21 protein-coding genes and 2 tRNA genes are annotated in these 25,312 nt (G+C 53.4%); 4 read left to right on the top strand and 19 right to left on the bottom strand.

Annotated elements, in window-relative coordinates:
* Window positions 1–4: 4 nt before the first annotated feature.
* The 9 genes from ndhC to ACP7IZ_RS10795 form a co-directional block, all read right to left on the bottom strand.
* On the bottom strand, window positions 5–370 hold the full coding sequence (gene ndhC / locus ACP7IZ_RS10835; protein WP_019088394.1) for an NADH-quinone oxidoreductase subunit A: 366 nt from the start codon (window positions 368–370) through the stop codon (window positions 5–7).
* A gap of 231 nt (window positions 371–601) precedes the next feature.
* Window positions 602–676 (bottom strand) — tRNA-Val (locus ACP7IZ_RS10830).
* An 88-nt stretch (window positions 677–764) separates the two neighbouring features.
* Window positions 765–1,052, bottom strand: coding sequence for an HU family DNA-binding protein (locus ACP7IZ_RS10825; RefSeq protein ID WP_003624117.1), 288 nt, complete (start codon window positions 1,050–1,052; stop codon window positions 765–767).
* A 144-nt stretch (window positions 1,053–1,196) separates the two neighbouring features.
* The gene (gene lon, locus ACP7IZ_RS10820) at window positions 1,197–3,719 is read right to left on the bottom strand and encodes an endopeptidase La (RefSeq protein WP_426849153.1); all 2,523 of its coding nucleotides are present in this window, start codon (window positions 3,717–3,719) and stop codon (window positions 1,197–1,199) included.
* 198 nt (window positions 3,720–3,917) lie between these two features.
* The gene (clpX, locus tag ACP7IZ_RS10815) at window positions 3,918–5,183 is read right to left on the bottom strand and encodes an ATP-dependent Clp protease ATP-binding subunit ClpX (protein WP_006116556.1); all 1,266 of its coding nucleotides are present in this window, start codon (window positions 5,181–5,183) and stop codon (window positions 3,918–3,920) included.
* Between the two features lie 120 nt (window positions 5,184–5,303).
* Entirely contained in the window at window positions 5,304–5,966 is a 663-nt protein-coding gene (locus ACP7IZ_RS10810; RefSeq protein ID WP_019088390.1) for an ATP-dependent Clp protease proteolytic subunit, read from the bottom strand.
* Window positions 5,967–6,140: 174 nt separating this feature from the next.
* The gene (tig, locus tag ACP7IZ_RS10805) at window positions 6,141–7,475 is read right to left on the bottom strand and encodes a trigger factor (RefSeq protein WP_006116554.1); all 1,335 of its coding nucleotides are present in this window, start codon (window positions 7,473–7,475) and stop codon (window positions 6,141–6,143) included.
* An 88-nt stretch (window positions 7,476–7,563) separates the two neighbouring features.
* A tRNA-Leu gene (locus ACP7IZ_RS10800) sits at window positions 7,564–7,648 on the bottom strand.
* 49 nt (window positions 7,649–7,697) lie between these two features.
* Window positions 7,698–9,161: an NAD(P)H-hydrate dehydratase gene (locus ACP7IZ_RS10795; protein ID WP_426849151.1), complete on the bottom strand. Its 1,464-nt coding sequence runs from the start codon at window positions 9,159–9,161 to the stop codon at window positions 7,698–7,700.
* 158 nt (window positions 9,162–9,319) lie between these two features.
* Here ACP7IZ_RS10795 and ACP7IZ_RS10790 point away from each other — a divergent pair, with 158 nt between their 5' ends.
* The 3 genes from ACP7IZ_RS10790 to ACP7IZ_RS10780 all read left to right on the top strand — a co-directional run bounded on the left by ACP7IZ_RS10790 (window position 9,320) and on the right by ACP7IZ_RS10780 (window position 13,186).
* Window positions 9,320–9,775, top strand: a complete 456-nt coding sequence (locus ACP7IZ_RS10790; protein WP_006116552.1) for a membrane protein — start codon at window positions 9,320–9,322, stop codon at window positions 9,773–9,775.
* Between the two features lie 180 nt (window positions 9,776–9,955).
* Window positions 9,956–11,878 carry a DEAD/DEAH box helicase gene (locus tag ACP7IZ_RS10785; protein ID WP_426849150.1) on the top strand — a complete coding sequence of 641 codons (1,923 nt, stop codon included), beginning with the start codon at window positions 9,956–9,958 and terminating at the stop codon, window positions 11,876–11,878.
* 9 nt (window positions 11,879–11,887) lie between these two features.
* Window positions 11,888–13,186: a class I SAM-dependent RNA methyltransferase gene (locus tag ACP7IZ_RS10780; protein ID WP_426849148.1), complete on the top strand. Its 1,299-nt coding sequence runs from the start codon at window positions 11,888–11,890 to the stop codon at window positions 13,184–13,186.
* On the opposite strand, the gene ACP7IZ_RS10775 is transcribed toward ACP7IZ_RS10780, so the two are convergent.
* The 9 genes from ACP7IZ_RS10775 to ACP7IZ_RS10735 form a co-directional block, all read right to left on the bottom strand.
* Entirely contained in the window at window positions 13,140–13,508 is a 369-nt protein-coding gene (locus ACP7IZ_RS10775; protein ID WP_426849146.1) for a HesB/IscA family protein, read from the bottom strand. The genes ACP7IZ_RS10780 and ACP7IZ_RS10775 overlap by 47 nt on opposite strands.
* Before the next feature lie 25 nt (window positions 13,509–13,533).
* Complete coding sequence (locus ACP7IZ_RS10770; RefSeq protein WP_426849144.1) at window positions 13,534–14,022, bottom strand: SUF system Fe-S cluster assembly protein; 489 nt, start codon at window positions 14,020–14,022, stop codon at window positions 13,534–13,536.
* Window positions 14,009–14,461: a Fe-S cluster assembly sulfur transfer protein SufU gene (gene sufU / locus ACP7IZ_RS10765; RefSeq protein ID WP_426849142.1), complete on the bottom strand. Its 453-nt coding sequence runs from the start codon at window positions 14,459–14,461 to the stop codon at window positions 14,009–14,011. The genes ACP7IZ_RS10770 and sufU overlap by 14 nt, the downstream gene beginning before the upstream one ends.
* Window positions 14,458–15,705: an aminotransferase class V-fold PLP-dependent enzyme gene (locus ACP7IZ_RS10760; RefSeq protein WP_426849141.1), complete on the bottom strand. Its 1,248-nt coding sequence runs from the start codon at window positions 15,703–15,705 to the stop codon at window positions 14,458–14,460. The genes sufU and ACP7IZ_RS10760 overlap by 4 nt, the downstream gene beginning before the upstream one ends.
* Window positions 15,705–16,967: a Fe-S cluster assembly protein SufD gene (sufD, locus tag ACP7IZ_RS10755; RefSeq protein ID WP_426849190.1), complete on the bottom strand. Its 1,263-nt coding sequence runs from the start codon at window positions 16,965–16,967 to the stop codon at window positions 15,705–15,707. Before sufD ends, ACP7IZ_RS10760 begins: the two co-directional genes overlap by 1 nt.
* Window positions 16,968–16,984: 17 nt before the next feature.
* A complete protein-coding gene (sufC, locus tag ACP7IZ_RS10750) occupies window positions 16,985–17,755 on the bottom strand; it encodes a Fe-S cluster assembly ATPase SufC (protein WP_006116545.1) in 771 nt (256 codons plus the stop codon).
* A 13-nt stretch (window positions 17,756–17,768) separates the two neighbouring features.
* Window positions 17,769–19,259, bottom strand: coding sequence for a Fe-S cluster assembly protein SufB (sufB, locus tag ACP7IZ_RS10745; RefSeq protein ID WP_426849139.1), 1,491 nt, complete (start codon window positions 19,257–19,259; stop codon window positions 17,769–17,771).
* Between the two features lie 3 nt (window positions 19,260–19,262).
* Window positions 19,263–19,727 carry an SUF system Fe-S cluster assembly regulator gene (locus ACP7IZ_RS10740; RefSeq protein ID WP_426849137.1) on the bottom strand — a complete coding sequence of 155 codons (465 nt, stop codon included), beginning with the start codon at window positions 19,725–19,727 and terminating at the stop codon, window positions 19,263–19,265.
* Between the two features lie 123 nt (window positions 19,728–19,850).
* The gene (locus ACP7IZ_RS10735; RefSeq protein ID WP_426849136.1) at window positions 19,851–21,215 is read right to left on the bottom strand and encodes a DUF445 domain-containing protein; all 1,365 of its coding nucleotides are present in this window, start codon (window positions 21,213–21,215) and stop codon (window positions 19,851–19,853) included.
* 104 nt (window positions 21,216–21,319) lie between these two features.
* On the opposite strand from ACP7IZ_RS10735, the gene ACP7IZ_RS10730 reads away from it, so the two are divergent.
* On the top strand, window positions 21,320–24,118 hold the full coding sequence (locus ACP7IZ_RS10730; RefSeq protein WP_426849134.1) for a phosphoenolpyruvate carboxylase: 2,799 nt from the start codon (window positions 21,320–21,322) through the stop codon (window positions 24,116–24,118).
* Between the two features lie 45 nt (window positions 24,119–24,163).
* Here the strand turns inward: ACP7IZ_RS10730 and ACP7IZ_RS10725 are convergent, their stop codons facing one another.
* On the bottom strand, window positions 24,164–25,189 hold the full coding sequence (locus ACP7IZ_RS10725; RefSeq protein ID WP_426849132.1) for an alpha/beta fold hydrolase: 1,026 nt from the start codon (window positions 25,187–25,189) through the stop codon (window positions 24,164–24,166).
* Between the last annotated feature and the right edge of the window lie 123 nt (window positions 25,190–25,312).

The following is a 25,312-nucleotide window of genomic DNA, read 5'->3' as shown; positions in this document are numbered from 1 at the left end:
CACCTCAATCCCAATCCAGCGCGCCTTTGCGCCATTCGTACAAAAAGCCAATGCCCAGCACGGCCAGAAATCCAAGCATAGAAAGAAAGCCAAACAGCCCAATGCGCCCCAGCGTGATGGCCCAGGGAAACAGGAATGCAACTTCCAGATCGAAAATGATGAACAGGATGGCAACCAGATAAAAACGCACATCAAAACGGCGGCGCGCATCATCAAATGCTTCAAAACCGCATTCATAAGCTGTCAGTTTTTCGGAATACGGTTTCTGGTGGCCGCTCAGCAGCGCCATACCCAGCATGGCGGCGGCAATAATAACCGACATGCCCCCAAACACGAGAACTGGCGCGTAATCACCAAGAACAGACTGCATGGTGTGGTTCCTGCACATGTTTAAGCCGCAGTGGCTTTTGTTTCATGCAGCAACCCTAGCCCCAACATCCTACGCACGGATATGCACGAACGCGTTGGGTATGGGGCACTTTCTTGTGAAGGCCGAATTTTAAAGGGAAATTGAGGAGCCAGAGAATGCTCTGACAAAAACCACACACAGGCAGCAATGGAACTAAGTCCATTGTGCATGTGGGTTACCATTTGGGGAAAATGGTGGGCAATGACGGGATCGAACCGCCGACCATCTCGGTGTAAACGAGACGCTCTACCGCTGAGCTAATTGCCCGCGCCCTATGTGCCATAAACAGAAAAGGCCGACAACCCCTTTTTTTGAGATTGTCGGCCTTTTTCAGAAAAAAATTTTTCTGACGGAATTAACCGCTGACGGCATCCTTCAGCGCCTTGCCCGGCTTGAAGCGGACAGAGGTGGAAGCAGGAATATCGATTTCTTCACCCGTACGTGGGTTGCGGCCTTTAGCAGCCTTGCGGGTTGCGGTCACAAATGTACCAAAACCAACCAGACGCACTTCCTGCTTTGTGGACAGGGCCTTTTCGATCGCACCGAATACGGCATCGACCACTTCACCGGCTTTTGCCTTGGGCAGGTCAACAGCTTCAGCCACTGCTGAAACGAGTTCCTGCTTGTTGAGCGGCTTCTCCATCCTTACGCCTTTCTATTTCTTATATCTGTTCGGAACGGCGGGCGGCCTTTTCGTCCGCCTGTCCGCTACCTGAACGCACTATGAAGCCGTTTTTCGCCACGTCAACCAAGCAAACGCAACTTCGTAGGCTCTTACCCCCTCTATTCAGTGTGGCAACACCGGAAGAGCGGATTCTCCACCTGCTGCTGGCAGTGGATCTGGCACATCTTCCCACTCAATTGGCTGAGGCTGACGCACCAGCGCACGCGCCAGAACTTCATCCACATGAGAGACAGGAACGATTTCCAGTTTCTTCTTCACGTTTTCAGGGATTTCCGTAAGGTCCTTCTCATTTTCCTTGGGAATGAACACTGTACGAATACCCGCACGCAAAGCCGCAAGCAGCTTTTCTTTCAAGCCACCAATAGCCAGCACACGCCCACGCAATGTGATTTCACCTGTCATGGCGACATCCCGACGAATGGGAATACCTGTCAGCACACTCACCAAGGATGTGACCATAGCCACACCGGCTGAAGGACCATCTTTGGGAGTCGCACCTTCTGGCACATGCACATGGAAGCTGCGCTTATCAAACAAGGTGGGCACAATGCCAAAGCTGGTTGCCCGACTCCGCACAAAGGAGAACGCTGCAGAAATGCTCTCCTTCATGACGTCGCCCAGCTTACCGGTTTCAACAATACCGCCCTTGCCTGGCACCATAACGCTTTCAATGGTCAGGATTTCCCCGCCCACTTCGGTCCAAGCCAGGCCGGTTACAACGCCAACCATGTCTTCTGCTTCGGTTTCTCCATAGCTGAAGCGACGCACACCTGCGTATTTGTCCAGATTCTTAGGAGTAACAGAAACTTTCTTGGCCTTACCGGTGACAATTTCCTTCACGGCCTTACGGGCAAGCCCCGCAAGTTCACGTTCCAGATTACGCACACCGGCCTCACGCGTGTAATAGCGAATCAGATCCCGCACGGCGTCATCTGTAATCGACCATTCACCCGGTTTGAGGTTATGCGCCTGTGTCTGCTTGGAAATAAGGTGACGCTTGGCAATTTCCACCTTCTCGTCTTCCGTGTAACCGGACAGACGAATGATTTCCATACGATCCAGCAGAGGCTGCGGCATGTTCAGGCTATTGGCCGTTGTAACGAACATGACATCAGACAGATCATAATCCACTTCCAGATAATGATCTGCAAATGTGCTGTTCTGCTCTGGATCCAACACTTCCAGCAGTGCAGATGCTGGATCTCCACGCCAATCAGAACCCAGCTTGTCAATTTCATCCAGCAGGAACAGCGGATTCGAGACTTTCGCCTTCTTCATCCCCTGAATGATCTTGCCAGGCATGGAGCCAATATACGTACGCCGATGGCCACGAATTTCAGCTTCATCCCGCACGCCACCCAATGACATACGTACGTAATGCCGCCCCGTTGCCTTGGCGATAGAACGTGCCAAAGACGTTTTACCAACACCGGGAGGACCTACCAGGCACAGAATCGGGCCTTTCAGCTTCTGAGACCGGCTTTGAACAGCCAGATATTCCAGAATCCGTTCTTTAACTTTTTCTAGCCCGTAGTGATCTGCATCCAGAATTTTTTCTGCTTCTGTCAGATCATGCTTTACCTTGGTCCGCTTTTTCCACGGAATGCTCAGCAGCCAATCCAGATAATTCCGCACAACTGTAGATTCGGCAGACATCATGCTCATGCCGCGCAGCTTTTTAAGCTCCGCTACAGCTTTTTCGTGTGCTTCCTTAGAGAGCTTGGTTTTGGCAATGCGTTCTTCCAGTTCGGATGTTTCATCCTTGCCGTCTTCGCCTTCACCCAGCTCCTTCTGAATCGCCTTGAGCTGTTCGTTCAGATAATACTCGCGCTGCGTTTTTTCCATCTGACGCTTAACGCGGTTGCGAATCTTCTTTTCGACCTGAAGAACATCAATTTCCGCCTCAATATGTGCGAAAACCTTTTCCAGTTGCGCCATCACTGTTGGCGCTTCCAGAATTTCCTGTTTTTCCGCAATCTTGAGGTTCAGGTGGCTGGTTACGGTATCTGCCAGCTTAGCCAGATCACTGATCTGGTTCAGAGAGACCAGCACCTCGGACGCAATCTTTTTGTTGAGCTTCATATACTGCTCAAACTGAGACACGATAGAACGGCCAAGTGCTTCGGCTTCTGGCCCTTCAGCCGCCTGCTCTGGCATGTCCTCAATATCGGCCTCAAAGTGCCCTTCCACCTCGTGCAAGGTTTTTACGCGTACGCGCTTCACACCTTCCACCAGCACCTTCACGGTGCCATCCGGCAGTTTTAGAAGCTGCAGAATGGTTGAAAGTGTACCCACCCGATAAATATCATCGGCGGAAGGATCGTCCTGCGCAGCATCCTTCTGGGCGACCAGCAGGATATGACGGTCATCTTTGGTGACCGTTTCCAACGCTTTTACAGATTTCTCACGCCCAACAAACAAGGGCACGATCATGTGCGGGAACACCACAATATCGCGCAGTGGCAGCACAGCCACATGCACAGGAGCCTTAACTTCCTGCACTTCTGGCTCCGCCGTAGCTTCTACTGCTGTTGTGGTTTGAGGTGTGGCTTCTGCTGCCACTTCCGGCTTGGTTTTTGTTGCAGTCCGGCGCCTGCGTTTCACTGGTTTTTCGTTATCAGCCATGATGATGACCTCCTGACAAGGACGATCCGGACACGGCACCCGCCTTGCGGCATACCCTATTCCGTACAAGAGCCAACGCGGTGAAAGCTCTTTTGTCTATCCTTATGTCGTTATTCACAGCGTTTTACACAATGGGACAGTGACAAAAACAGCGCTGGAGCATGTGCCGCCAGCGCTGTTTTGTGAATATTCCCCAACTTAAGCAGATTGTTCTGCCGGGATTTCTTTCTTTTTCCCGTAGACATAGACCGGACTGGCCTTGCCTTCCGCGACATCCCGGTTAACCACCACTTCCTCTACATTTTCGAGGCCCGGCAGATCGAACATGGTCGACATTAGGATACTTTCCAAAATGGAGCGTAGCCCACGTGCACCAGTCTTTCGCACAATAGCGCGATCTGCGATGGCTTTGAGTGCATCATCCGTGAAGTCCAGCTGCACATCTTCCATCTGGAACAAACGCTGATACTGCTTGACCAACGCATTCTTGGGTTCTGTCAGAATCTTGATAAGCGCAGCTTCATCCAGATCACCCAGCGTTGCGATAACCGGCAGACGCCCGATGAATTCCGGAATCAAACCAAACTTCATCAAGTCTTCCGGTTCCACGTCGTGCAGGATTTCCCCTGTCTTACGCTCATCCGGGGCGCGCACATCGGCGCCAAACCCAATGTTGGTTCCTTTACCGCGGGCAGAAATAATCTTGTCCAGCCCAGCAAAAGCACCACCACAGATAAACAGCATGTTGGTGGTATCTACCTGCAGGAACTCCTGCTGCGGATGCTTGCGCCCACCCTGTGGCGGAACAGAAGCGACTGTGCCTTCCATAAGCTTCAGCAGCGCCTGCTGTACACCTTCACCACTTACATCACGGGTAATGGAAGGGTTGTCTGACTTTTTGGAAATCTTGTCGATTTCATCAATATACACAATGCCACGCTGTGCACGTTCAACATTGTAGTCAGATGCCTGCAACAGCTTGAGAATAATGTTTTCAACATCTTCCCCCACATACCCTGCTTCTGTCAGGGTTGTGGCGTCTGCCATTGTAAAAGGCACATCCAGAATACGCGCCAGTGTCTGAGCAAGCAGGGTTTTACCGGAGCCTGTAGGGCCAATAAGCAGGATGTTGGATTTTGCAATCTCAACATCACCGGCTTTGGCAACCTGCGTCAGGCGCTTGTAATGGTTATGCACAGCCACAGACAAAACCTTTTTGGCTTGAGCCTGCCCGATAACATAATCATCCAGAACCTTGCAGATTTCCCGCGGTGTCGGCACACCCTCGCGCGATTTGACAAGGGATGTCTTGTTCTCTTCACGGATGATATCCATGCAGAGTTCAACACACTCATCACAAATGAACACCGTGGGGCCGGCAATCAGCTTGCGGACCTCATGTTGTGACTTTCCACAGAACGAGCAGTAAAGCGTATTCTTGGAATCACCGGACTTCGTATTCATCAGCCCACTCCCTCGATCATCCCAGGCCCCATCGCACCGAGAGCCGAGTCCCAGAACGTGTGTGCCTGCCTTACGGCAGGCGTCTTCCCTATTGTAACAGGAAGATTACTGTACGCCAGATTAAGGATGACTTTTATCCTTCTTGCCTGTTTCTGTCGCCTTATGGTGGCTGATCACCTCATCCACAATCCCGAAGGACTGAGCTTCGTGGGCGGACATGTAGGTATCACGCTCCAACTTCTGCTCAATTTCCTCCAACGTGCGACCTGTATGTTCACGGTAGATTTCATTCAGCTTCTGACGAATGATCAGAATTTCACGCGCCTGAATTTCGATATCACTCGCCTGACCCTGCGCGCCACCAGAAGGCTGATGCACCATAACGCGCGCATTTGGCAGCGCGAAACGACGACCTTTTTCACCCCCAGCCAGCAACAAGGAGCCCATAGAGGCTGCCTGCCCGATGCACACTGTGCTTACGGGGCTGCGAATGTACTGCATGGTATCATAAATTGCCAAACCGGCAGAAACCACGCCACCCGGGCTGTTGATGTAAAAAGAGATTTCCTTGTTCGGGTTCACGCTTTCCAGATACAGAAGCTGCGCGGAAATCAAGGATGCAACCTGATCGTACACGGGACCAGTCAGGAAGATGATCCGCTCTTGAAGCAGGCGGGAATAGATATCAAACGCCCGCTCACCGCGAGAGGTCTGTTCGACCACCATCGGTACCAGCGCATTGCTGAAAATCTCAACGGGATCACGATCCCTCATACCACTCATTCCCGTATAAAAAACTGAATTAGCCCTTCCCGCCTTCCTGCGCAAACACAAGAAAGCTCAGGCACTCTGGTTCAAGATAGAGATAAAGTGGAAAGATGCCACCCCGGAAAAGAAAAACATGCCCAAAAAGAATGTCCCGCCAGTTCACACTGGCGGGACACGGCCTTTTTCTTATTAGATATTCGCTGGTGGAATATCTGAAAGTTCCTCTGGTGTGACCTCTTTATCCGTCACTTTAGCCAGTTCAATCAGGTAATCGACAACCTTGTTTTCAAAGATTGGCCCCCTGAGGGATTCTGCAGCCTGCGGATTCTTCTGGAAGAATTCGAACACCTGCTTTTCCTGGCCTTGGTAGCGCATGGCTTCTGCCCGCACTGCACGGCCCAGTTCGTCCGGCGTAACCGTAATGTTGTTCTTACGGCCAATTTCAGCCAGAAGCAGACCCAACTTTACGCGGCGTTCCGCAATTTTGCGGTAATCAGCGCGAAGGGTTTCTTCGTCTTTGTTCTTGTCTTCGTCATCAAGCTGGCCAGACTTACGGTCTTCTTCAACGCGCGCCCAGATCTGGTTGAATTCTGCATCCACCATGCCTTCCGGCGCAGTGAAATCAGTTTTCTTTGCCAGTTCATCCAGCAGTTCACGCTTAATACGCAAACGAGAAAGCTGATCGTATTCGCCTTCAATCTGCTTGCGAATCAGATCTTTCAGCTGATCAAGGCTTTCAAAGCCCATCTTCTTGGCCAGTTCATCATCAATCGGCGCATCAACTGGCTTCTTGATCTGCTTGGCTTTGATATCGAAGGTTGCTTCTTTACCTGCCAGCTCGGTTGCGCCGTAATCTGCGGGGAAAGTTACCGTAATAACTTTTTCTTCACCCGGCTTCATGCCTTCGATCTGCTCAGCAAACCCAGGAATAAAGCCTTCGCCGCCGATTTCAACGTTCACATCTTCAGCGGAACCGCCTTCGAAGGGAACACCGTCGCGCTTACCAACGAAATCGATAGCAACCACATCACCCTTGGCAACGGGGCGAACTTCTTCCACCACTTCAAAAGTGCGGCCGCGCTTCGCGATATCTTCCAGCACCTTGTTGATGGCTTCATCGCTTACGTTCGCCTTCAGGCGTGTCAGCGTGAGGTCGGACAGGTCTGGCACAGCGATTTCTGGCAGAAGCTCTGCTTCAACTGTGAATTCCAGATCTTTTCCATCATCGGCCTGACCCGAAACCAGATCTACCTTAGGCTGACCAGCAGGACGGATACCGCGTTCGTCAAAAACGTTACGCAGAGCATCAGATACCGTCTGTTCCAGCACTTCTGCCCACACGCTTTCGCCGTAACGCTGTTTGGCCAGAGAAACAGGCACCTTACCCGGACGGAAGCCCGGCAGGTTTAGGTTTGCTGCAACTTCCTTCAGCCGCGCATCACGCTTGCTGGCAATTTCCGCCGCTGGAACTGTTACGGTAAAACCACGCTTCAGCCCTTCGGAAAGGGTCTCGGTAACCTGCATCGGTCAGGCCTTCCTTTCGGTACAAAACTCAAACACCCGCTACGCAAAGGCCGTCGCGGACCAGGACGGGAGCATGACTAAAATAAATTGGTACGGGTGGAGGGACTTGAACCCCCACGACTTGCGTCACCAGAACCTAAATCTGGCGTGTCTACCAATTCCACCACACCCGCGCATAATGCTCACCGTCACGAGTTGGGTGGACTTAACCCAAACATTCGCTCACGGCAAGATGCCGATGTGCGAGTTCACCCTCTGTTTCTGCATATGAGCTGCTTTTTCTCGCGCAGCGCCCAAATGAAGGTCCAAATCTTCCGCCACAGGCCATGGTCCGGCTTGCCGCCCGGCTTCCCCATGCAGCCACACGCCAGCACATGCAGCCTCCCACGCGGGCATACCAGCAGCCAGCAGGGCTGAAATAACACCAGAAAGTGTATCCCCCGAACCCGCTGTGCCTAAAGCCGGAGTTGCATGATCATTAATTGCGAGCCGCCCGTCTGGCGCTGCAATCATGGTGGAAGCCCCTTTTAGAACCACCACAGCCCCAATCTGCTGGGCCGCTTGCCGAATATGCTCTGGCGGATTACCGCCCACCGGGCCGAATACGCGGGTAAACTCCCCAACATGCGGCGTTATAACTGCAACACCTTTAAGTTTTTCGGGGTCACCCGCCGAAGCGCTTAAAGCACCGGCATCAGCCAGAACGCTCTTTTCTGCCGCTAACAACACCGGCAGCGTGGCCTGCACTTCCACCTCTGTTAAACCGGGGCCGCAAACCCACACGCGGCGGCGCTTGTCTTGCAACAATGTCGGCAACGGCGCGTCATCCACAATAAGGCCGGGCGCACCCAGTTTATAAGCCGCAGCACCCGCACCAGCAGCCACACGCACCAAACCAGCACCGGCAGCGCGTGCACCGCCCGCACATAAGCGGGTTGCACCCGGCATGGATTCGCCCGCGCAGATACTCACCACACCGCGCGTATATTTATGACTTTCAGGACCGGGAATCGGCAAATGCCACAAGCCGGGTTCATTCCGCCACGTTGTTGGAGGCACCTGATCAAGCGCAGCTTCTGGAATTCCGATATCTGCCAGAATTAACCGGCCCAGATATTCCCTGCCCGGATATAGCAAATGCCCCGGCTTGAACCGGCAGAACGTTACCGTCATGGCGGCCTGCGGTGCATATCCACGCACCAAGCCAGTCGCGCCATCCACACCTGAAGGCATATCAACAGCAATAATACGCCGCGCCGCCTGCAGAACCTCAACAGGCAAACCCGTAACGTCTCTGCTCAATCCTGCGCCGAAGACAGCATCAACCACCAAATCTGCCCGCGCAGATTCCTGTGCTGAAAATGGCACGCGAATACCTCGGAATCGGGCCGAGGCTTCTGCCGCAGCACCGCCCGGCTTGGGAGCCACCATTTCCGCTACAGCCACAGGCCAACCTGCATCATGAAGATGCCGCGCAACCACGTATCCATCCCCCCCGTTATTACCGGGGCCACACAGCACAAGCACGCGGGCTGGCTTTTCGTATCGGAGAATAGCGCGCGCCACCGCCCGGCCCGCATTTTCCATCAATACGGAAACGGGCACAGTCTGCGCCGAAATATGGTCAATTTTCCCCATTTCATCAGGGGAATAAACGCTCAGAAGAGAAGGATATATTGCTGCCATACCGAGCCTCCGCACATAGAGCAGACGATGATTTGTGCAAATATAGCCCCTTGCGCAGTGTCCGTCCCCTTGGCAATCAGGCAGCAGACAAGCGTTGGACGATAACCCCTTCCCCGCCCCGCGCCTTTTTCCTGCATTAACGCCAAGCGGAGTTCAGCATGCCCCATTCCATTCTCTGGAGCCTTGTTCTCACCCTCCACCTTGTCAGCATCATCTTGTGGATTGGTGGTGGTGCCTATGCCGTTATTATTTTGCGCCCGAGCCTACGCCTGCTGGATGCAACGCAGCGCAATTCTGTACATTTGCAGACATTGGCCCGCTTTTTTAAGGTTTTAACGCACGTTATCCCCACAGCGCTGATTACCGGCTGGCTGTTGATTATTCATGAAGGCGGGTTTGCAAACGCGCCATGGACAACCAACCTCATGCAGCTTTTGGGCATTATCATGGCTGTGCTGTTTGTTATGATGTACACAGGGCCTTACCAGAAAGCACGGCGCTCCATCCGCCCGCAGCCTTCTGTGTTCGACTCCATTCGCTCCCGCGTGCTGCTTATTGTGGCGTTGGGCGTGCTGGCAGTGCTTTCTGCCTGCCTTGGCCATCCTTTTGCCTAAGAAACACAGCAACATTCTGGCAAAAACTTGATTTCAGGCCAAAACAGCTTTATCGGAACAAACGCCTGACCGGGTAGATACGTGAATCGGTGCCTCAGTCACTTTAGTTGAGGCACCCCGATACGGGCAGGCTCTTCAGCCAGTGCTGACAACAGACAGACCTACGGTTCCGAGAGCAGATTGACAGCTAAAACGCCCGCCTCCCCCCGCAAGACAACAACACGTAGCCGCAAAAAAACGGCTGCCCCTGCCCCTGTGAGCGCAGCAGACGCCACAGAAGATACGGGCACAGCAACCGAAGCTCCCGCTGAAAAAGCGGTTGCAGCCGAGGCAAAACCTGCCCCCAAAAAACGTGTTGTAAGACGCCGGAAGCCAAAAGCTGAAAAGGTGGAAAAAGCTGAAGAACCAGCTGCAGCCGCCCCAGAACAGGCAGAAGCAACCCCAGCAACAGAAGTTCCCGCTCCTGTAGAAGCCGCGGCTTCTGCTGTTGAGGTTGTTGAACAAGCGCCTGAAGTTGCGCCGGAACCCCCTGCGGAAAAACAGCCTGCTCCAAAAGCCAAGGCAGAAGAAACCGCCACTCCGGAACTGGCTCCTGCTGAAAAAACCGCAGAAATTACAGTTGAAGCTGCAGAAGATACAGACTCCGTCACATTTGCTGATCTGGAGCTATCCGAGCCTCTCCTGCGTGCTATTTCGGACATGGGCTACACACACCCCACCCCTATTCAGGCTCAGGCTATTCCGGCCATTCTGATGGCGCGGGATGTTATGGGCGTTGCACAGACAGGAACGGGTAAGACTGCGTCCTTCACGCTGCCCATGCTGGAGATTTTAGCGGATTCGCGGGCGCGGGCCCGTATGCCGCGCTCCCTTATTCTGGAACCCACGCGTGAACTGGCGCTGCAGGTTGCAGAAAATTTTGTGAACTACGGCAAATACCTCAAGCTCAACCATGCTCTGCTGATTGGCGGAGAAAGCATGGCGGATCAGAAAGAAGTGCTGAACCGTGGCGTGGATGTGCTGATTGCCACCCCCGGCCGCCTGCTTGATCTGTTTGAACGCGGCGGTTTGATGCTGAACCACACCGGCATTCTGGTGATTGATGAAGCTGACCGTATGCTGGATATGGGCTTCATTCCCGATATTGAAAAAATTGTCGGGCTGCTGCCTCCTAACCGGCAGACACTGCTGTTCTCCGCCACTATGGCGCCGACCATCCGTAAGCTGGCAGATACCTTCCTGCATTCTCCCAAAGAAATTACGGTTGCACGGCAATCTTCTGTAGCCACAACCATTACAACCGGCATTGTGGTGGTGGATGAATACAGCAAGCGGGAAACGCTCCGCCAATTGTTGAAAGACCCTGCGCTACAGAACGCTATTGTGTTCTGCAATCGTAAGCGTGATGTGGATATTTTAACCAAATCGCTCGTGAAACATGGCTTTTCAGCCGCTGCTTTGCATGGCGATTTGCCCCAGTCCGTGCGCTTTTCCACGCTGGAAAAATTCAAGAACGATGAGCTGAAAGTGCTTGTGTGCTCAGACGTAGCCGCACGTGGCATTGATATTGGCGGCCTTTCGCACGTCTTCAATTTCGACCTGCCCTTCCATGCAGAAGACTATGTGCACCGAATCGGACGTACTGGCCGTGCAGGGCGTGAAGGCCACGCCTACAGCATTGCAACGCCGTATGATAAAGCGCTGGCCGAAGCTATTGAAAAGCTGACAGGCAAAGAAATTCCGCGCATGGCGCTGGATGGTGTGAAGCAGCTTGAATGGTCTGATGAAAAGCGGCCACCGGCAGGGCGCACACGCAAACCCCGCACACCGCAGCGCGAGCGGGAACGTGAAAATCCAGCACCAGCAGCACGCGAACAGCAGCAGCCTGAAGCCAAACCTCAGCAGGCAGCACGCCCAGAACGTCAGCCTACGCGCAATACACGCCATCAGCGGGATGAAATTCCGCCCGCTCCTGGTGGTGACGTGCAGGGCTTTGGCGATATGGTGCCAGCGTTCATGCTGCTGCCGCGCCGAAACTCTGTAAGGCCTGCCTCACCGGGAACAGATGCAACGGCTGAACACGCCGCAGACACGCACGCCTGAACATAATCTGTGACTGAAACTTACGATACGGATGTTCTCTATCTGGCAACGCAGGGCGATGGTGCCGTGCGTACGCCAGATGGTCATGTAGCTTACGTTCCGGAAACTCTTGCTGGTGAGCATGTGCGTCTGAATAAAAATTCAGATGGCAAGTGGCAGCTTGTTGAAGTTCTTCAACCTTCACCAGACCGGCAAATACCGCCCTGCTCCTTGTTTGAGCGCTGCGGTGGCTGCACGCTCCAACATGTAAAGCCTGCTGCTATTTTGCAGTGGAAAATGGCTACTATTCAACACGCTTTGCAAAAGGCTGGGTTTAATAACCTTCCAGCATTTTCTGCCGAGCAGGTGCAACCATACTCTCGCCGTAGAGCAGATCTGGCTGTAAGGCGTCAGCCTGATGGTATCGTTATTGGGCTTCATGCGCGCAATAGCCATGCCGTTACAGACCTTACCACCTGCGTTGTGTTGCATCCCGACATTCTAGCGGCCCTGCCTGCTTTTCGGGCCACACTCCGCAGCCTGAACGCCATTCGGCGTGAAGCCAATTTGCATATTAATCTGCTGGATTCTGGGCTGGATGTTCTGTTGCAAACAGATGGGCCGCTAACTGCACCAGACCGCGTGCGTTTGGCGCAACTGGCTACAGAGCAGCACATTCCGCGTATCAGTTGGCAGTTGATCAAAGATACAGGTCAGCCAGAAGTGGCTGCGCAATCGGGCTCTGTTGTTCAGACAATTGCTTCTCACCAAATCACACCGCCACCTGGCACTTTTTTGCAGGCAACGGGTGAAAGTGAGAAATATATTCAGGATGCCGTTGTAAAAAGCCTGCCTGCCAAGCTGAACCGCCGCGATATTATCACCGAGCTTTATGCCGGTTGTGGCACACTTACGTTTCCATTGGCAGAACGTGCCCGCGTAAACGCTTACGAAGGCTATGCACCCGCTTTGGAAGCCCTGAAGAAAGCGACAGTCGGCACACGGATCAGCACATTCTGTCGGGACCTAAACCATCAGCCGGTTTTGGCTAAGGAAATAGCAGCTTCCGCTGTGGTTGTGCTGGACCCCCCGCACGCAGGGGCAAAGTTGCAAATGCGCCAGATTGCGCAAGGGTTACCCACCCACATTATTTATGTAAGCTGTAACCCCGCCGCCTTGGCGCAGGATGCAAGCCTGCTGGCCAAAGCTGGATATACGGTGGAAAATGTAACTGTAATTGACCAGTTTTTATGGTCTGCAGAAATTGAAGCCGTTTGTAGCTTCAAACGTGAAAGCTCTCGCCGCAGCCGCAACGGCCTTTCTCGTTAGGGTTGGAAAACACAAACCCGGCCTCCAGATCACCTTCCTGATAATCCATTTCAGAACCAATCAGGTAAAGCGTAGCTTTGCGATCTACCAGCAAGGTTACGCCGTGGTCTTTTACCACTTCATCGCCCTCACCTGCTGTATCCACAAACTGCATGTCATATGCTTTTCCGGAGCAGCCTTTGGTGCTTACAGAAATACGCAGCAACTGGCCCGCATGTGCCGTGGCATATAAATGCTGCAACCGATCTGCCGCAGCTTGAGACACCCGCATAAGAGGAGGAAGTTCCCGCTTTGTGGGAGCAACAGCCGTTTTCTGAGACATTTTATACCCTCACCTTGTTTTCGGTTCAGAACATGTTCAGCGCAAGACGGGCTTCATCACTCATACGCGACATATCCCACGGTGGATCCCATACCACTTCCACTTCAGCAGATTTTACGCCCGGCACTTTTTCCACTGCTTCTTTCACCTGCACAGGCAGTTCCTGCGCGCTGGGGCAGTTGGGGGCTGTTAGCGTCATTTCAATACGCACGCGGCCATCATCATACAGGTCGATTGCGTAAATCAGGCCAAGTTCATAGATGTTCACCGGAATTTCCGGGTCATGCACTGTGGCAATCGCCTCAATAACCGCATCTTCCGAAACAGCACCGGCAGACTGCGGCTTAGCGGGCTGTTCTGCCCCTTCATCCGGTGTCCAGCTTTCTACTTTTCCGGCTTCATTTCCAGCAGGTGCATGATCAGCATGCAGCACATCGGCAGAAGCCTCTGCTGTTTTAGCTTCCTTTTCTACCTCTGGCAGAACGGGAGCATGCACGTCTTCAGACGTCGGCATGAGAAAGCGCCTCCTTTAACGCAATCCAAGGCAGTTCGGCACATCGTATCCGTGCCTTGTGAGACCGCAGAGGCTGGAAAACCTCTAACGGCCCTAATGAAGTATCCGCCGTTGCAGCAGAAGAACTTTCCCCCACCAGCATGGCAGAAAACCGACCAGATAGGCTGACAGCTTGCGCAACATCCAAACCAGAAACCTGCTGCGCCATTAAATCAGCCGCTGCTGCACAAATAGCGCATCCACGTGTGGTGTGGCGCACACTTTGGATATGGGTTGCATCCAGTGCGATATCCACCCGTGTTTTATCCCCACACATGGGGTTTTTGCCTTCGCCCTGCACTGAAGGTGCTTCCAGCTTGCCCGCATATTGTGGGGCGCGTGCGCGCTCTACAATCACGCGGTCATACAGGGCATCAGAATCTGGCACGGTTTGTGTCACACAAAAAATTCCCGGATACGCACCAACGTATCGGCAAGCGCATCTATTTCTTCCTGCATGGTATAAATACCAAAGCTGGCGCGTGCTGTGGCCGTTAGCCCCAAGCGGCGCATAAGCGGCTCTGCACAATGGTGGCCCGCACGTACGGCAATACCGTTGCGATCCAGCAAAGTGGCAATATCATGTGGGTGCACATCCGCCATCGTGAAGGAAATAACGCCTCCACGCTCTTTGGGATGCCCAACAACGTTCAGCCCCGGAACAGTGCCCAGACGCTCCAACGCATAGCTGGTTAAAGCCTGTTCGTGCGCCGCAATGGCATCAAAACCAAACTTTTCCACCCAAGCAATTGCAGCACCAAGGCCTATGGCTTCAACAATCGCAGGCGTGCCCGCCTCAAACTTGTGTGGAACATTCGCCCATGTGGATTTTTCAAACGTCACGGTGGAGATCATGTCTCCCCCGCCCATAAATGGCGGCATATCTTCCAGCAGCGCACGCCGCGCCCACAAAACGCCAATGCCGGTTGGGCCATATAGCTTATGCCCGGTAAAGGTATAAAAATCTGCCCCCAGAGCCTGCACATCTGTGCGGTGGTGCACCACGGCCTGGCTGCCATCAAACAGCACCAGCGCACCGGCTGCATGCGCCATATCAGCAATCTGGCGCGCTGGTGTAATGGTACCCAGCACGTTGGACATATGGGTAATAGCAACAAGTGCTACTTTGCCATCAGACAAAAGGTGGCCGAACGCATCCATATCCAGATCACCAGCATCGGTAATCGGGGCTATGCGCAACTCAATGCCCATACGGTCACGCAGCATCTGCCACGGCACTAGGTTGGCATGGTGTTCCATTTCGGAAATAACCACAGCCTGCCCCGGCGTAAGCAGAGAGCCAAAGGAATACGCAACCAGATTAATAGCTTCTGTGCTGTTACGGGTAAAAACAATTTCTTCCCGCGAAGGTGCGTTGAGAAAGCCCGCAACCTGATCTCTAACAGCTTCATAAGCCTCGGTTGCACGTTCACTCAGCCAATACAGGCCACGGTGAATGTTGGCATACTGATGGTGCATGGTGTGCACCATAGCGTTGATAACGGCATCCGGCTTTTGGGCCGAAGCGGCGCTATCCAGAAACACCAGGGGGCGATCGTGCACTTTTTCCGACAGAATAGGAAACTGCTTACGAATAGCAGTCAGATCCAGCCCGGATGTGTCTGTAATAGAAGGATGAGACATTACGCGGCCTTCCTTTCAGCAGAAAAACGGATTGCCAGCATGGCGCGGCAGTATTCCTGCGCCGTTTCATCTTCAATCAGGGAAAGAGCTTCATCCAGAAACGCTGCAATCAGGATCTGGCGGGCCTGTGCCTCTGGCACGCCACGGCTACGCATATAAAACAGTTGGTCATCATCCAGCGCCCCCACGGTTGCCCCGTGGCTACAACGCACATCATCCGCATAGATTTCAAGCTCAGGCTTTGCGTCAATTTCTGCGTTTTCAGAAAGCAGCAATGCCTGATTCATCTGGTAGCCATCGGTTTTCTGGGCAACCTGTTCAACCAGCACCTTGCCTTGGAAAACACCCCGCGCGTGGCCATCCAGCACATTCCGAACAGTCTGGCGGGAAATGCAGTCCGAAGCCGCATGGGTGATGACGCTCGTGATATCCCCCACCTGATGTTCTGCAAGGTTTTGCGCACCATTCACATGCAACTGAGCATGTGGCGCATTCAACCGTGCATGCACTTCATGCCGAGACAACAAACTACCCAAACCAAGAGCAAAGCTATTGTAAACGCCATGCCCGGCAACCTGCACATAGGTTGTTGCCAACGCTATGGCTTGCGGCCCTTCTGTCTGCAACGTGGTATGATAGAGTTTGGCTCTTTCTCCCACCGTTACTTCCATAACCGGATTATGGAAATACTGCCCAACGCCTGCGCTGAGTGACAGCAAGGAAAGATGCGCACCTTCTTCCAACACCACGCTATGGCGTGGGTGGAAAGAGATTACGGTATCGCCCGCTACGCCTAAAGAAATCAGGAGCACGCGCCCTGCATCTGCACCCTTGGCAACGTGCAATGTGGCACCGTCTTCCACCAAAGCCGTGTTTAGCGCCACAAGAGGATCTCTGTCCGGGCTGGCCTGCACATCTGATACCAGGTTGTTCTGGCTAAAAAAGGAAACATCCACACCTTCTGGCAGAAGGCTGAGATCTTTCTCAAATCGGCCATTTACAAACACAATGCGTGGCACAGACTGCACCGTATCATGCTTGCTAAGCAGGTTATCCAACAGGCTCTTTGCCTGCGCTGCATCATATTGCGCTGGCGGGGCCAGAAACTCCTGCGCAGCCAATGGGCGCAGGCTGGTATATTTCCATGCCTCTACATGCCTGTCTGGCAGGCCGGTTCTGAGCAGTGCGCCAATGGCTGCTTGCTGCTCTACCCCCTCAACATCGTTCAGGCGTTGCGCGAACGAAGATAGAGGGCCGCTCATATCTTTGCTGATCGCGTTCACGCCGCCTCCGTCAGAAACTTGGTGTAGCCTTCCTGATCAATCCTCTTGGCCAGTTCTGGCCCACCAGAAAGAATAATCCGGCCTTTGGCCATAACGTGAATGCGGTCTGGCACCAGATAGTCCAGCAGCTTTTGGTGATGCGTAATAACCAGTGCAGAGAAATCTGGTGAGCGCAAACGGTTCACCCCTTCTGCTACAATACGCAGGGCATCCACATCCAGGCCACTATCGGTTTCATCCAGAATGGCGAAAGAAGGCTGAAGAAGTGTCATCTGCAACACTTCATTGCGCTTCTTTTCACCACCAGAGAAACCAACGTTGACGTTACGCTTGAGCATATCCGGCGCCATGGAAAGAGACTTGGCAGCCTCACGCGCCATTTTCAGGAACGCAACGGCATCCAGTTCTTCCAGCCCACGGGCACGGCGCACAGCATTTACCGCCGTGCGCAGGAAATTGGCGTTATTCACACCCGGCAATTCAATAGGAGACTGGAACGCCAGAAACAGGCCCGCAGCAGCCCGTTCTTCCGGCTCCATAGCCAGCAGATCCTGCCCCTTGAAGGTAACAGATCCAGCCGTAACCTCGTAATCCTCACGCCCAGCCAGAACATAGGAAAGGGTAGATTTACCACACCCGTTCGGCCCCATAATGGCATGCACTTCACCCGGCGGAATGGTGAGATCCACACCACGGAGAATCTGCTTTTCCTGCCCATCGGCATCAATCCGGGCGCACAGACCGGAAATTTCCAAAAACTGGCTCATGTTCTGTACTCCCTTAGCCTACGCTGCCTTCAAGGCTGATCTGCAACAGTTTCTGTGCTTCCACAGCAAATTCCATGGGCAGTTCCTTAAGAACATCCCGGCAGAAACCATTTACAATCAACCCGACCGCATCTTCTTCAGACAGGCCGCGCTGGCGACAATAAAAAAGCTGATCTTCTGAAATCTTGGATGTTGTGGCTTCGTGCTCAATACGCGCTGCCATGTTCCGGCTTTCGATATACGGCACAGTATGCGCGCCGCATTCATCACCAATCAGCAGGCTATCACACTGGGTGAAGTTACGTGCGCCAGAAGCCTTGGGCTGCACACGCACCAGACCGCGATATGTGCTGTCTGACCGCCCTGCGCTGATAGTTTTCGCAATGATGGTAGAACGGGTATTGCGCCCGATATGGATCATCTTCGTGCCTGTATCTGCCTGCTGGCAGTTGTTGGTAACAGCCACGGAATAGAATTCACCCACAGATCCATCACCTTGCAAAATGCAGGATGGATACTTCCATGTAATGGCAGAACCTGTTTCCACCTGTGTCCATGAAATTTTGGAGCGAGCCCCGCGGCACGCGCCACGCTTGGTCACAAAGTTGTAAATACCGCCGCGCCCTTCGGAATCACCGGGGTACCAGTTCTGCACCGTGGAATATTTGATGGAAGAATCTTCCATCGCCACCAGTTCCACCACCGCCGCATGGAGCTGATTTTCATCCCGCATAGGGGCTGTGCAACCTTCCAGATAGGAAACGGAAGCACCATCCTCCACCACAATCAGGGTGCGCTCAAACTGCCCTGTATTGCGCGCATTGATACGGAAGTAGGTGGAAAGCTCCATCGGGCAACGCACCCCTTTGGGCACGTACACAAAGGAGCCATCGGTAAATACTGCGGAGTTAAGGGCGGCATAGAAGTTATCTGCCACCGGCACTACGCTGCCCAGATATTTACGCACCAGTTCCGGATGTTCCTGCACGGCCTCAGAAATAGGGCAGAAGATCACCCCTGCTTCTTCCAAGGTTTTACGGAAAGTGGTGACAACGGAAACACTGTCAAACACCGCATCTACAGCAACAGGTGGACGCGCCGTTTCACCTTCGGGCAATTCCACACCTGCCAGCATAGCCTGCTCGTGCAGGGGAATACCCAGTTTTTCGTAGGTTCTTAGAAGTTCCGGATCAACCTCATCCAGAGATTTCGGGCCTTCTTTCTTGCGCGGAGCGGCATAGTAATGCGCATCCTGATAATCAATCGGCGGGTAAGAAACCTTGGCCCACGTAGGCTCCTTCATGGACTGCCATTTGCGGAATGCCGTCAGGCGCCATTCCAGAAGCCATTCTGGTTCGTTCTTACGCGCAGAAATCAGGCGGACGATGTCCTCATTCAACCCTTTTGGGGCGAGGTCCATCTGAATATCTGTTTCAAAGCCCCACTTGTAAGTGGACTGGCCGAGCTTTTCGACCGCTTCGCGGGTTTCAGTAACTGTCGGCATGGTTCAGATCCCCTCACGTGGCATAGCAGCGCTGGGCTGCGTATTGGATCGTGGCATGTTTGAAAAACACGATGCCTTGCTGCGCATGCTTTCCAAGGAAATGCCCTCCAACGTGGTTCGTATGGCCTGATTAATGGTATCCCAGCTGCCACACAGACCGCACGACACGCCGGTATCACACTCTCCGCCATCTACACAGGCTGTGAGCGCAATCTTGCCATCTACGGCTGTAATAACACTGGCAACAGAAATATCTGCCAACGCTCTAGCAAGGCGGTATCCGCCTTTTGCCCCACGCTGGGAAAGCACAAACCCATGCGCAGACAGCACCTTAAGCACCTTGGCCACTGTTGGCTCTGGCACCCCTGTAATGGCTGCAAGTGTTGGAGACGTTACAACGCCTTCCTGTTCACCCAGTTTCACCAAGATGACGATTGCATAATCCGCCAGGCGGGAAAGTTTCAGCATTATCTGCCCTTGACCCAATTAAAGACCTGAGCGGTCCTGTTTCGGATACATGGCGACACACTGCCCTTGCGTCAACCCAAAACAAGCGGACAAAAGCATCCAGCGCAAACGTGATCGGCTGCCTTACTGCGCGTTCAACCCAAATAGAAGCCGCAATACAGCAAAAAGCAGCGCCCCCACACCAAAGCCAACCAGGGTGCCGTTAAACCGGATAAACTGCAGATCCTTACCAACCCGAAGTTCCAGTTTTTCAGCTATTTCCACAGCATTCCAGCCAGAAACTACACGGGAAATAAACTCTGCCATACGTTCACGCATGAAAGGGAGCATCTTCAAAACAGTGCGGTTTACGCTATCCATAATCCGTTGCCGCATGTTCTGATCATAGCGCATCTGGGCAGCCATGCGTTCAAGCGCATCCTGCACTACGGATGCTATGCGGCCTTCTGGATCTTCCACATCTGCTTCCACCATGCGCCGAAAGCGTAACCAGATGTCTCCCCACCATCCCACAACACTTTCATGGGAAAGCACGCCCATAATGGTTTGGGAAAACTCTTTTCCCTTTTCAGGGTCTGTTTCTATGCGGTCAATCTGGCCACGCACCCAGTTGGTAAAGCCTTCACGCAGGCTAGAATTCTGTGGGTCGATTCGCTCAAGTTCCTTGGCTGCTGCCAACAAAACCTTGGTGGCGATAGACCCGCCAATGGCCCAACCAAGCAAACGGCCGCCCTGTTCACGCACGCGCTCTTCAATCATCTGGCGCAGCGCGCCTTCTTTGGATTGTAACGCATCCTTGATCTGCTCAAGCAGGAAGGAGAGCACTTCCTGATGCTTATCATCATCCACAAGGCTGCGCAGGGCACGCGCAATAATGGGCGCTAGATTACTGCCACCCAATAGCTTGGGCATAACACGGGCAACTGCATTGCTGGCGCGGCCATCTTCCAGCCTGTCCAGCATCTGGGGCAAAGAGCGTGTTATGGATTTTACCAAAGCATCCCGCGTGCCGGGATCATCCAGCATATCCGCCAGAAAAGCAGGAAGATCGACCTGCCCCAGTACGCGCTCAACTTCCTTTTGGGTAAACACCTGCCCCGCAACAAACCGCCCCAGTGCGCGGCCAAGCCTATCCTTTTGCGCAGGTAAAATAGCGGTGTGCGGAATGGGCAAGCCCATAGGCCGACGAAAGAGCGCCACCACGGCAAACCAGTCTGCCAAGCCGCCTACAACGCCTGCCCGCGCCCCTGCCCGCAACATTTCCAGCCAGAATCCATCTCTTACCCATCCGGCGGCTGGTGCTGCGTACCCCAGCACCGTTACCCCAGCCATAAGGCCAACCAGCCCTGTAGCTGCATTTTTGTATCGCCGCAGTGTCTGGCGGGCAGCGAAATCCGCATCCTGATGAGGTTGAGATGTCATATCCCACTCAATAGCACTGTGCGCAAACACCCCCAAGAGTGCGTGAGCTGGTTGCATACAAAACATAGACGTGAAAAGTTGTTCATCATTCTTTTCAAGCTATTTCGTTGTTATTTCGATTCATTCCGGCTTTATAACTGTTTTACTGCAGGAACCTTCAGGACGCCCTTATGACTATGGATAACACATCTTCTCTTTCCCGTTTGGACAGTATCCTTGCGTCCGCCACTGCTCACCCAGATGCCGGCATAGCAGCTGAAGGCACAAATCCTGTTATGGGCATTGCGCTCCGGCTGGGCGAAGCCTTTGCCAGCAAGGAAATCTCACAGGCAGATATTGTAAGCCTGGTGCAAAAGCTCCGTGATGAAGCCTTTCTGGCGCGTGCCCGTAAACTGCACCGGTATGTAGGCGGGGCAACACTTGAAGCCACGCAAGAAAAGCTTCGTAATGTTGCCCGTTCGATAGCAGAAACATGCCCTACCGGTTCTTTTACAGAGTATCAGGATCGCATTTCCGCCATTCAATTTGCGGCGGTTTTTACGGCACACCCTACTTTCGCCCTCAGCAACCCAGTGTACGCGGCTTTGGCAGAAAGTGCATCCCAAGCCATCCCCCCGCAGGAAGCACCGTTTTTTGAAACGCACAGACGTTCTGCGCCTCCTACGCTGGAAGAAGAATTTACACTGGCTGCACAAGCCATCACCCGTGCGCGTGACGCCATGGATTTGTTAGCGACTGCCCTGCTGGAAGAAGCTGCCACCCGTTGGCCACAGGAATGGACAAAACTGAAGCCCTGCCCGGTTATTGCAACCAGTTGGGTTGGCTACGATACCGATGGCCGCACAGATATTGGATGGTGGGATACTCTACGCCTACGCCTACGTATGAAACTGTTCCAGCTGATGCGGTTGAAAAGCCAGATCATGCACGAAGGCTTACTAGCCCCTGAGCTCACAGAAAAACTGCAACGGGCCATTGCCTGCGTAAAAGAACAAATTAGCGCTGTTCCTGCAGGCCCTAGCGATGCGCAAGCTGTGGCAAATTTTGCAAAACTTCTGGTTTCTCAGCGCAATACCGCACTAACACACGCCGCAGAATTGGATAGCTTGCTTGAGGCTGCCATTAATACAGCGCCGCCTTCTGCACGCATTCCGCTTGCTGTTGCCCGCGCTGGGTTTGTGGCGCATGGGCTGGGGTTAGCCCATACACATGTGCGGCTCAATGCCTCCCAGATCCATAACTTTGTGCGTCAGAAGCTGAACCTGCTGGATGACCCCAACAACCCGGCCCATCGCCGAGCATTGCTGAACCAGATTAACGAGGCGCTAGAAGCTGTTACGCCTGTTCCGGTGGATTTTGGCGCACTGCTAAGCGATCCTTCCAGTGCTGGGCGGCTGATGATGACCATTGCGCAAATGGTCAAATTTATCGATTCCGATACGCCTGTCCGCTTTCTGATTGCAGAAACAGAAACCGGTTACACGTTGCTCTCCGCCCTCTGGGTCGCTTCCTGCTTTGGCGTGGCAGATAAAATTGAAATCTCGCCACTGTTTGAAACTGAAGATGCCCTTATGAATGGCGAGCACATTGTGGAAGAAGCCCTGCGCTCTCCCACATGGCGTGCATATATCCGTCGTATCGGCCGCATGTGCTTCCAGTTTGGATATTCCGATTCTGGCCGGTATGTCGGCCAGTTGGCCGCAACGTATCAGATAGAGCGCCTGCGCCTGCGCATTCATGATCTGCTGGTTCGATGGAATATGCAGGATATTACCGTGGTGTTTTTTGATACCCACGGTGAAAGCATAGGCCGCGGCGCGCACCCTTTCCGTATGGCAGATAGGCTGGATTACCTTTCCCCACCGCATGTGCGGGCGCGGTTTAAAGCCACAGGCATTGCCTGCCGTGAGGAAACAGCTTTTCAGGGCGGAGATGGCTATCTCCTTTTTGGCACGCCGGAACTGGCAAGTGCTACAATGGCCACCATTGCGGAAAACCTGTTTCTGCCCTTACGGCAGGAAGAAGACCCTATTTATGATCAGCCCGATTTTTCGGCTGATTTCTTCTCCAGCATTAGCGAGGGCATGAAAAAACTGGTGGAAGACCCCGGTTATGCCGCGTTGCTGGGGGCTTTTGGCCCTTCCCTTATTGATAGAACCGGCTCTCGGCCACCTGCACGCCAAAGTGCAGAAAGCGCAACCCATAAGCGTATTACCCACCCCAGCCAGCTACGCGCCATTCCCAACAACGCGATCCTTCAGCAACTCGGATGGTGCGCCAACACCTTGCAAGGCTTGGGAGCAGCCGTACGCCGCCACCCGGAAACCTTTGAAACATTCCGCACATCCAGCCCGCGTTTTCATCGTGCTCTGGATTTTGCCCAACATGGTCTTGCGTGCTCGGATGACAAAGTTCTGAAAAGCGTTGTCTGTTTGCTGGATCCTGGTTTCTGGCTTGATCGCGCTACCGAGGAAAAAACACCGGCTCGTCGGAAGGCTTTTCTTTCCCTGATGCAGGATCTGGAAAAGCTTGACCTATCAGCCGAACTTCTCACCATGTTCCGCCGCATTCAGGCCGACCATCTTGCGTTAAGAGAGGCCTGGGAGCACGCACCACGCACAGAGCCTCAAATCCGGCTTCTGCATGCCATCCGCATTATGCTTATTGAGCAAATATGGCTTCTGGCATGCCGTGTGCCTTTCTTTATGCCGCGTGGGGGCTTTAACCATGATGTCATGATGCAGCATATACTGTGTCTGGATATTTCGGCTGTGCTGGAAGAACTTGAGCATATCTTCCCCACCAGCACTGGCCCAACCAACCTTGATTTTCATGAACCACGCGGCCCGCGCGAAGAAGGTATTTACGAGCGCGAGCACAGAGACATCTTTGTGCCAATGCAACAGATGTTTGAGCTTATTCGTGAAATCAGCGTCGCCATCATGCACAATATCGGCGCTTTTGGCTGAGGCTTTTTTATAAAAAAGGGGCTGCCTTAATGGTGGCCCCACACTTTATCTGCCCCCTAGAAAGCTCTCCACAGCCAACGTAAAGAGTTGCGGATTCTGCAAAAAGGCAAAATGGCTGGTATTGGGCAGCACCAAGAGCCCTGCCCCTTCTACCGTAGCCGCCATATGCTCGGCCTGAACACGCCCCACAATGCCATCATGATCTGCGGCAGCCACCCATAACGGTGCTGTTACCCGCATAAGATCTGCATCCGTCCAATTGGGTTGCCTGCTGCGCATAGTCTGCACTGTAGATTCCAGATCTCCAAACCTATGTGGTGTGGAAGAAAGCTGCCTGTATTCCTGCCGGGTTCTTTCCATAAAAGATTTGTAAGCAGGAATATCTCCTGCGCGCGCAAGCAGACCATCTGGAGTGCTCCACGATGCAAAAGCAAATATCCGGCTGACACTGCTGGGGTGGCGCATGCCAACGTCTAGCGCCTGCACTGCGCCATCACCCCATCCCACCAAGGCCACGCGCCGCAGGTGTAAAAACGCCATAACCGTTAGCACATCATCGGCCAGCAAATCATACCCCAAGGGCAAAGCCCCCATTGTGCTGCGCCCATGCCCACGCATATCCATCACAATCACCCGGCATCTGGCACGCAAGAGCGCACGGGCGAGGTCTCCCATATAATTGGAATTGGCCAAACCATCATGCAGTAGCATGACGGGCACACCCTCCCCCGCCGATGCGTAATATAATTGGGCCTTACCTTGTGCTGGCACCATGCCCGTATCAACAGGTAAGCCACCACTTTCAGCTTCCAGCGCCAAGGGTGTGGGCGGTAAAGCGCGCCAATCATACACCCCATTGATAGGCGGCATTTTATCTACGGAAGAAGATGCAAAAGCCAACGAAGGAGCCTGAGCAAAGGCTTTATGGGCAAAAAAGCCCGATGCCATACCCCCCAGCGTAAACTGCATAAGCGCACGCCGGTTTACCCGTGTTTTCTGCGCGGTCTCATCCATTGCACATTCAAACAGCTTCGGCATCTTGCTCGTCTTTCCGTTTCTTTTCTGCGCCATCACACATACTCAGCGCATGACATATTCAGCCATACCATGCCGCTTTGTATTTAGCGCACGCAACGTAATCTGGTTTTGCACAATAAAAAAGCCGCCCCCTTTACAGGGAGCGGCCTTTATATT

It is taken from the genome of Acetobacter sp. AAB5 (assembly GCF_050106715.1).
GTDB lineage: Bacteria > Pseudomonadota > Alphaproteobacteria > Acetobacterales > Acetobacteraceae > Acetobacter > Acetobacter oryzifermentans.
This window is presented reverse-complemented; position numbering and strand designations above follow the sequence as displayed.

What these genes read in the sequence shown, in the direction of transcription:
- ndhC (WP_019088394.1), bottom strand. Translation starts at nt 370, where the DNA reads ATGCAGTCTGTTCTTGGTGATTACGCGCCAGTTCTCGTGTTTGGGGGC.
- ACP7IZ_RS10825 (WP_003624117.1), bottom strand. Translation starts at nt 1,052, where the DNA reads ATGGAGAAGCCGCTCAACAAGCAGGAACTCGTTTCAGCAGTGGCTGAA.
- lon (WP_426849153.1), bottom strand. Translation starts at nt 3,719, where the DNA reads ATGGCTGATAACGAAAAACCAGTGAAACGCAGGCGCCGGACTGCAACA.
- clpX (WP_006116556.1), bottom strand. Translation starts at nt 5,183, where the DNA reads ATGAATACGAAGTCCGGTGATTCCAAGAATACGCTTTACTGCTCGTTC.
- ACP7IZ_RS10810 (WP_019088390.1), bottom strand. Translation starts at nt 5,966, where the DNA reads ATGAGTGGTATGAGGGATCGTGATCCCGTTGAGATTTTCAGCAATGCG.
- tig (WP_006116554.1), bottom strand. Translation starts at nt 7,475, where the DNA reads ATGCAGGTTACCGAGACCCTTTCCGAAGGGCTGAAGCGTGGTTTTACC.
- ACP7IZ_RS10795 (WP_426849151.1), bottom strand. Translation starts at nt 9,161, where the DNA reads ATGGCAGCAATATATCCTTCTCTTCTGAGCGTTTATTCCCCTGATGAA.
- ACP7IZ_RS10790 (WP_006116552.1), top strand. Translation starts at nt 9,320, where the DNA reads ATGCCCCATTCCATTCTCTGGAGCCTTGTTCTCACCCTCCACCTTGTC.
- ACP7IZ_RS10775 (WP_426849146.1), bottom strand. Translation starts at nt 13,508, where the DNA reads ATGTCTCAGAAAACGGCTGTTGCTCCCACAAAGCGGGAACTTCCTCCT.
- ACP7IZ_RS10770 (WP_426849144.1), bottom strand. Translation starts at nt 14,022, where the DNA reads ATGCCGACGTCTGAAGACGTGCATGCTCCCGTTCTGCCAGAGGTAGAA.
- ACP7IZ_RS10760 (WP_426849141.1), bottom strand. Translation starts at nt 15,705, where the DNA reads ATGTCTCATCCTTCTATTACAGACACATCCGGGCTGGATCTGACTGCT.
- sufD (WP_426849190.1), bottom strand. Translation starts at nt 16,967, where the DNA reads ATGAGCGGCCCTCTATCTTCGTTCGCGCAACGCCTGAACGATGTTGAG.
- sufC (WP_006116545.1), bottom strand. Translation starts at nt 17,755, where the DNA reads ATGAGCCAGTTTTTGGAAATTTCCGGTCTGTGCGCCCGGATTGATGCC.
- sufB (WP_426849139.1), bottom strand. Translation starts at nt 19,259, where the DNA reads ATGCCGACAGTTACTGAAACCCGCGAAGCGGTCGAAAAGCTCGGCCAG.
- ACP7IZ_RS10740 (WP_426849137.1), bottom strand. Translation starts at nt 19,727, where the DNA reads ATGCTGAAACTTTCCCGCCTGGCGGATTATGCAATCGTCATCTTGGTG.
- ACP7IZ_RS10735 (WP_426849136.1), bottom strand. Translation starts at nt 21,215, where the DNA reads ATGTTTTGTATGCAACCAGCTCACGCACTCTTGGGGGTGTTTGCGCAC.
- ACP7IZ_RS10730 (WP_426849134.1), top strand. Translation starts at nt 21,320, where the DNA reads ATGACTATGGATAACACATCTTCTCTTTCCCGTTTGGACAGTATCCTT.
- ACP7IZ_RS10725 (WP_426849132.1), bottom strand. Translation starts at nt 25,189, where the DNA reads ATGGCGCAGAAAAGAAACGGAAAGACGAGCAAGATGCCGAAGCTGTTT.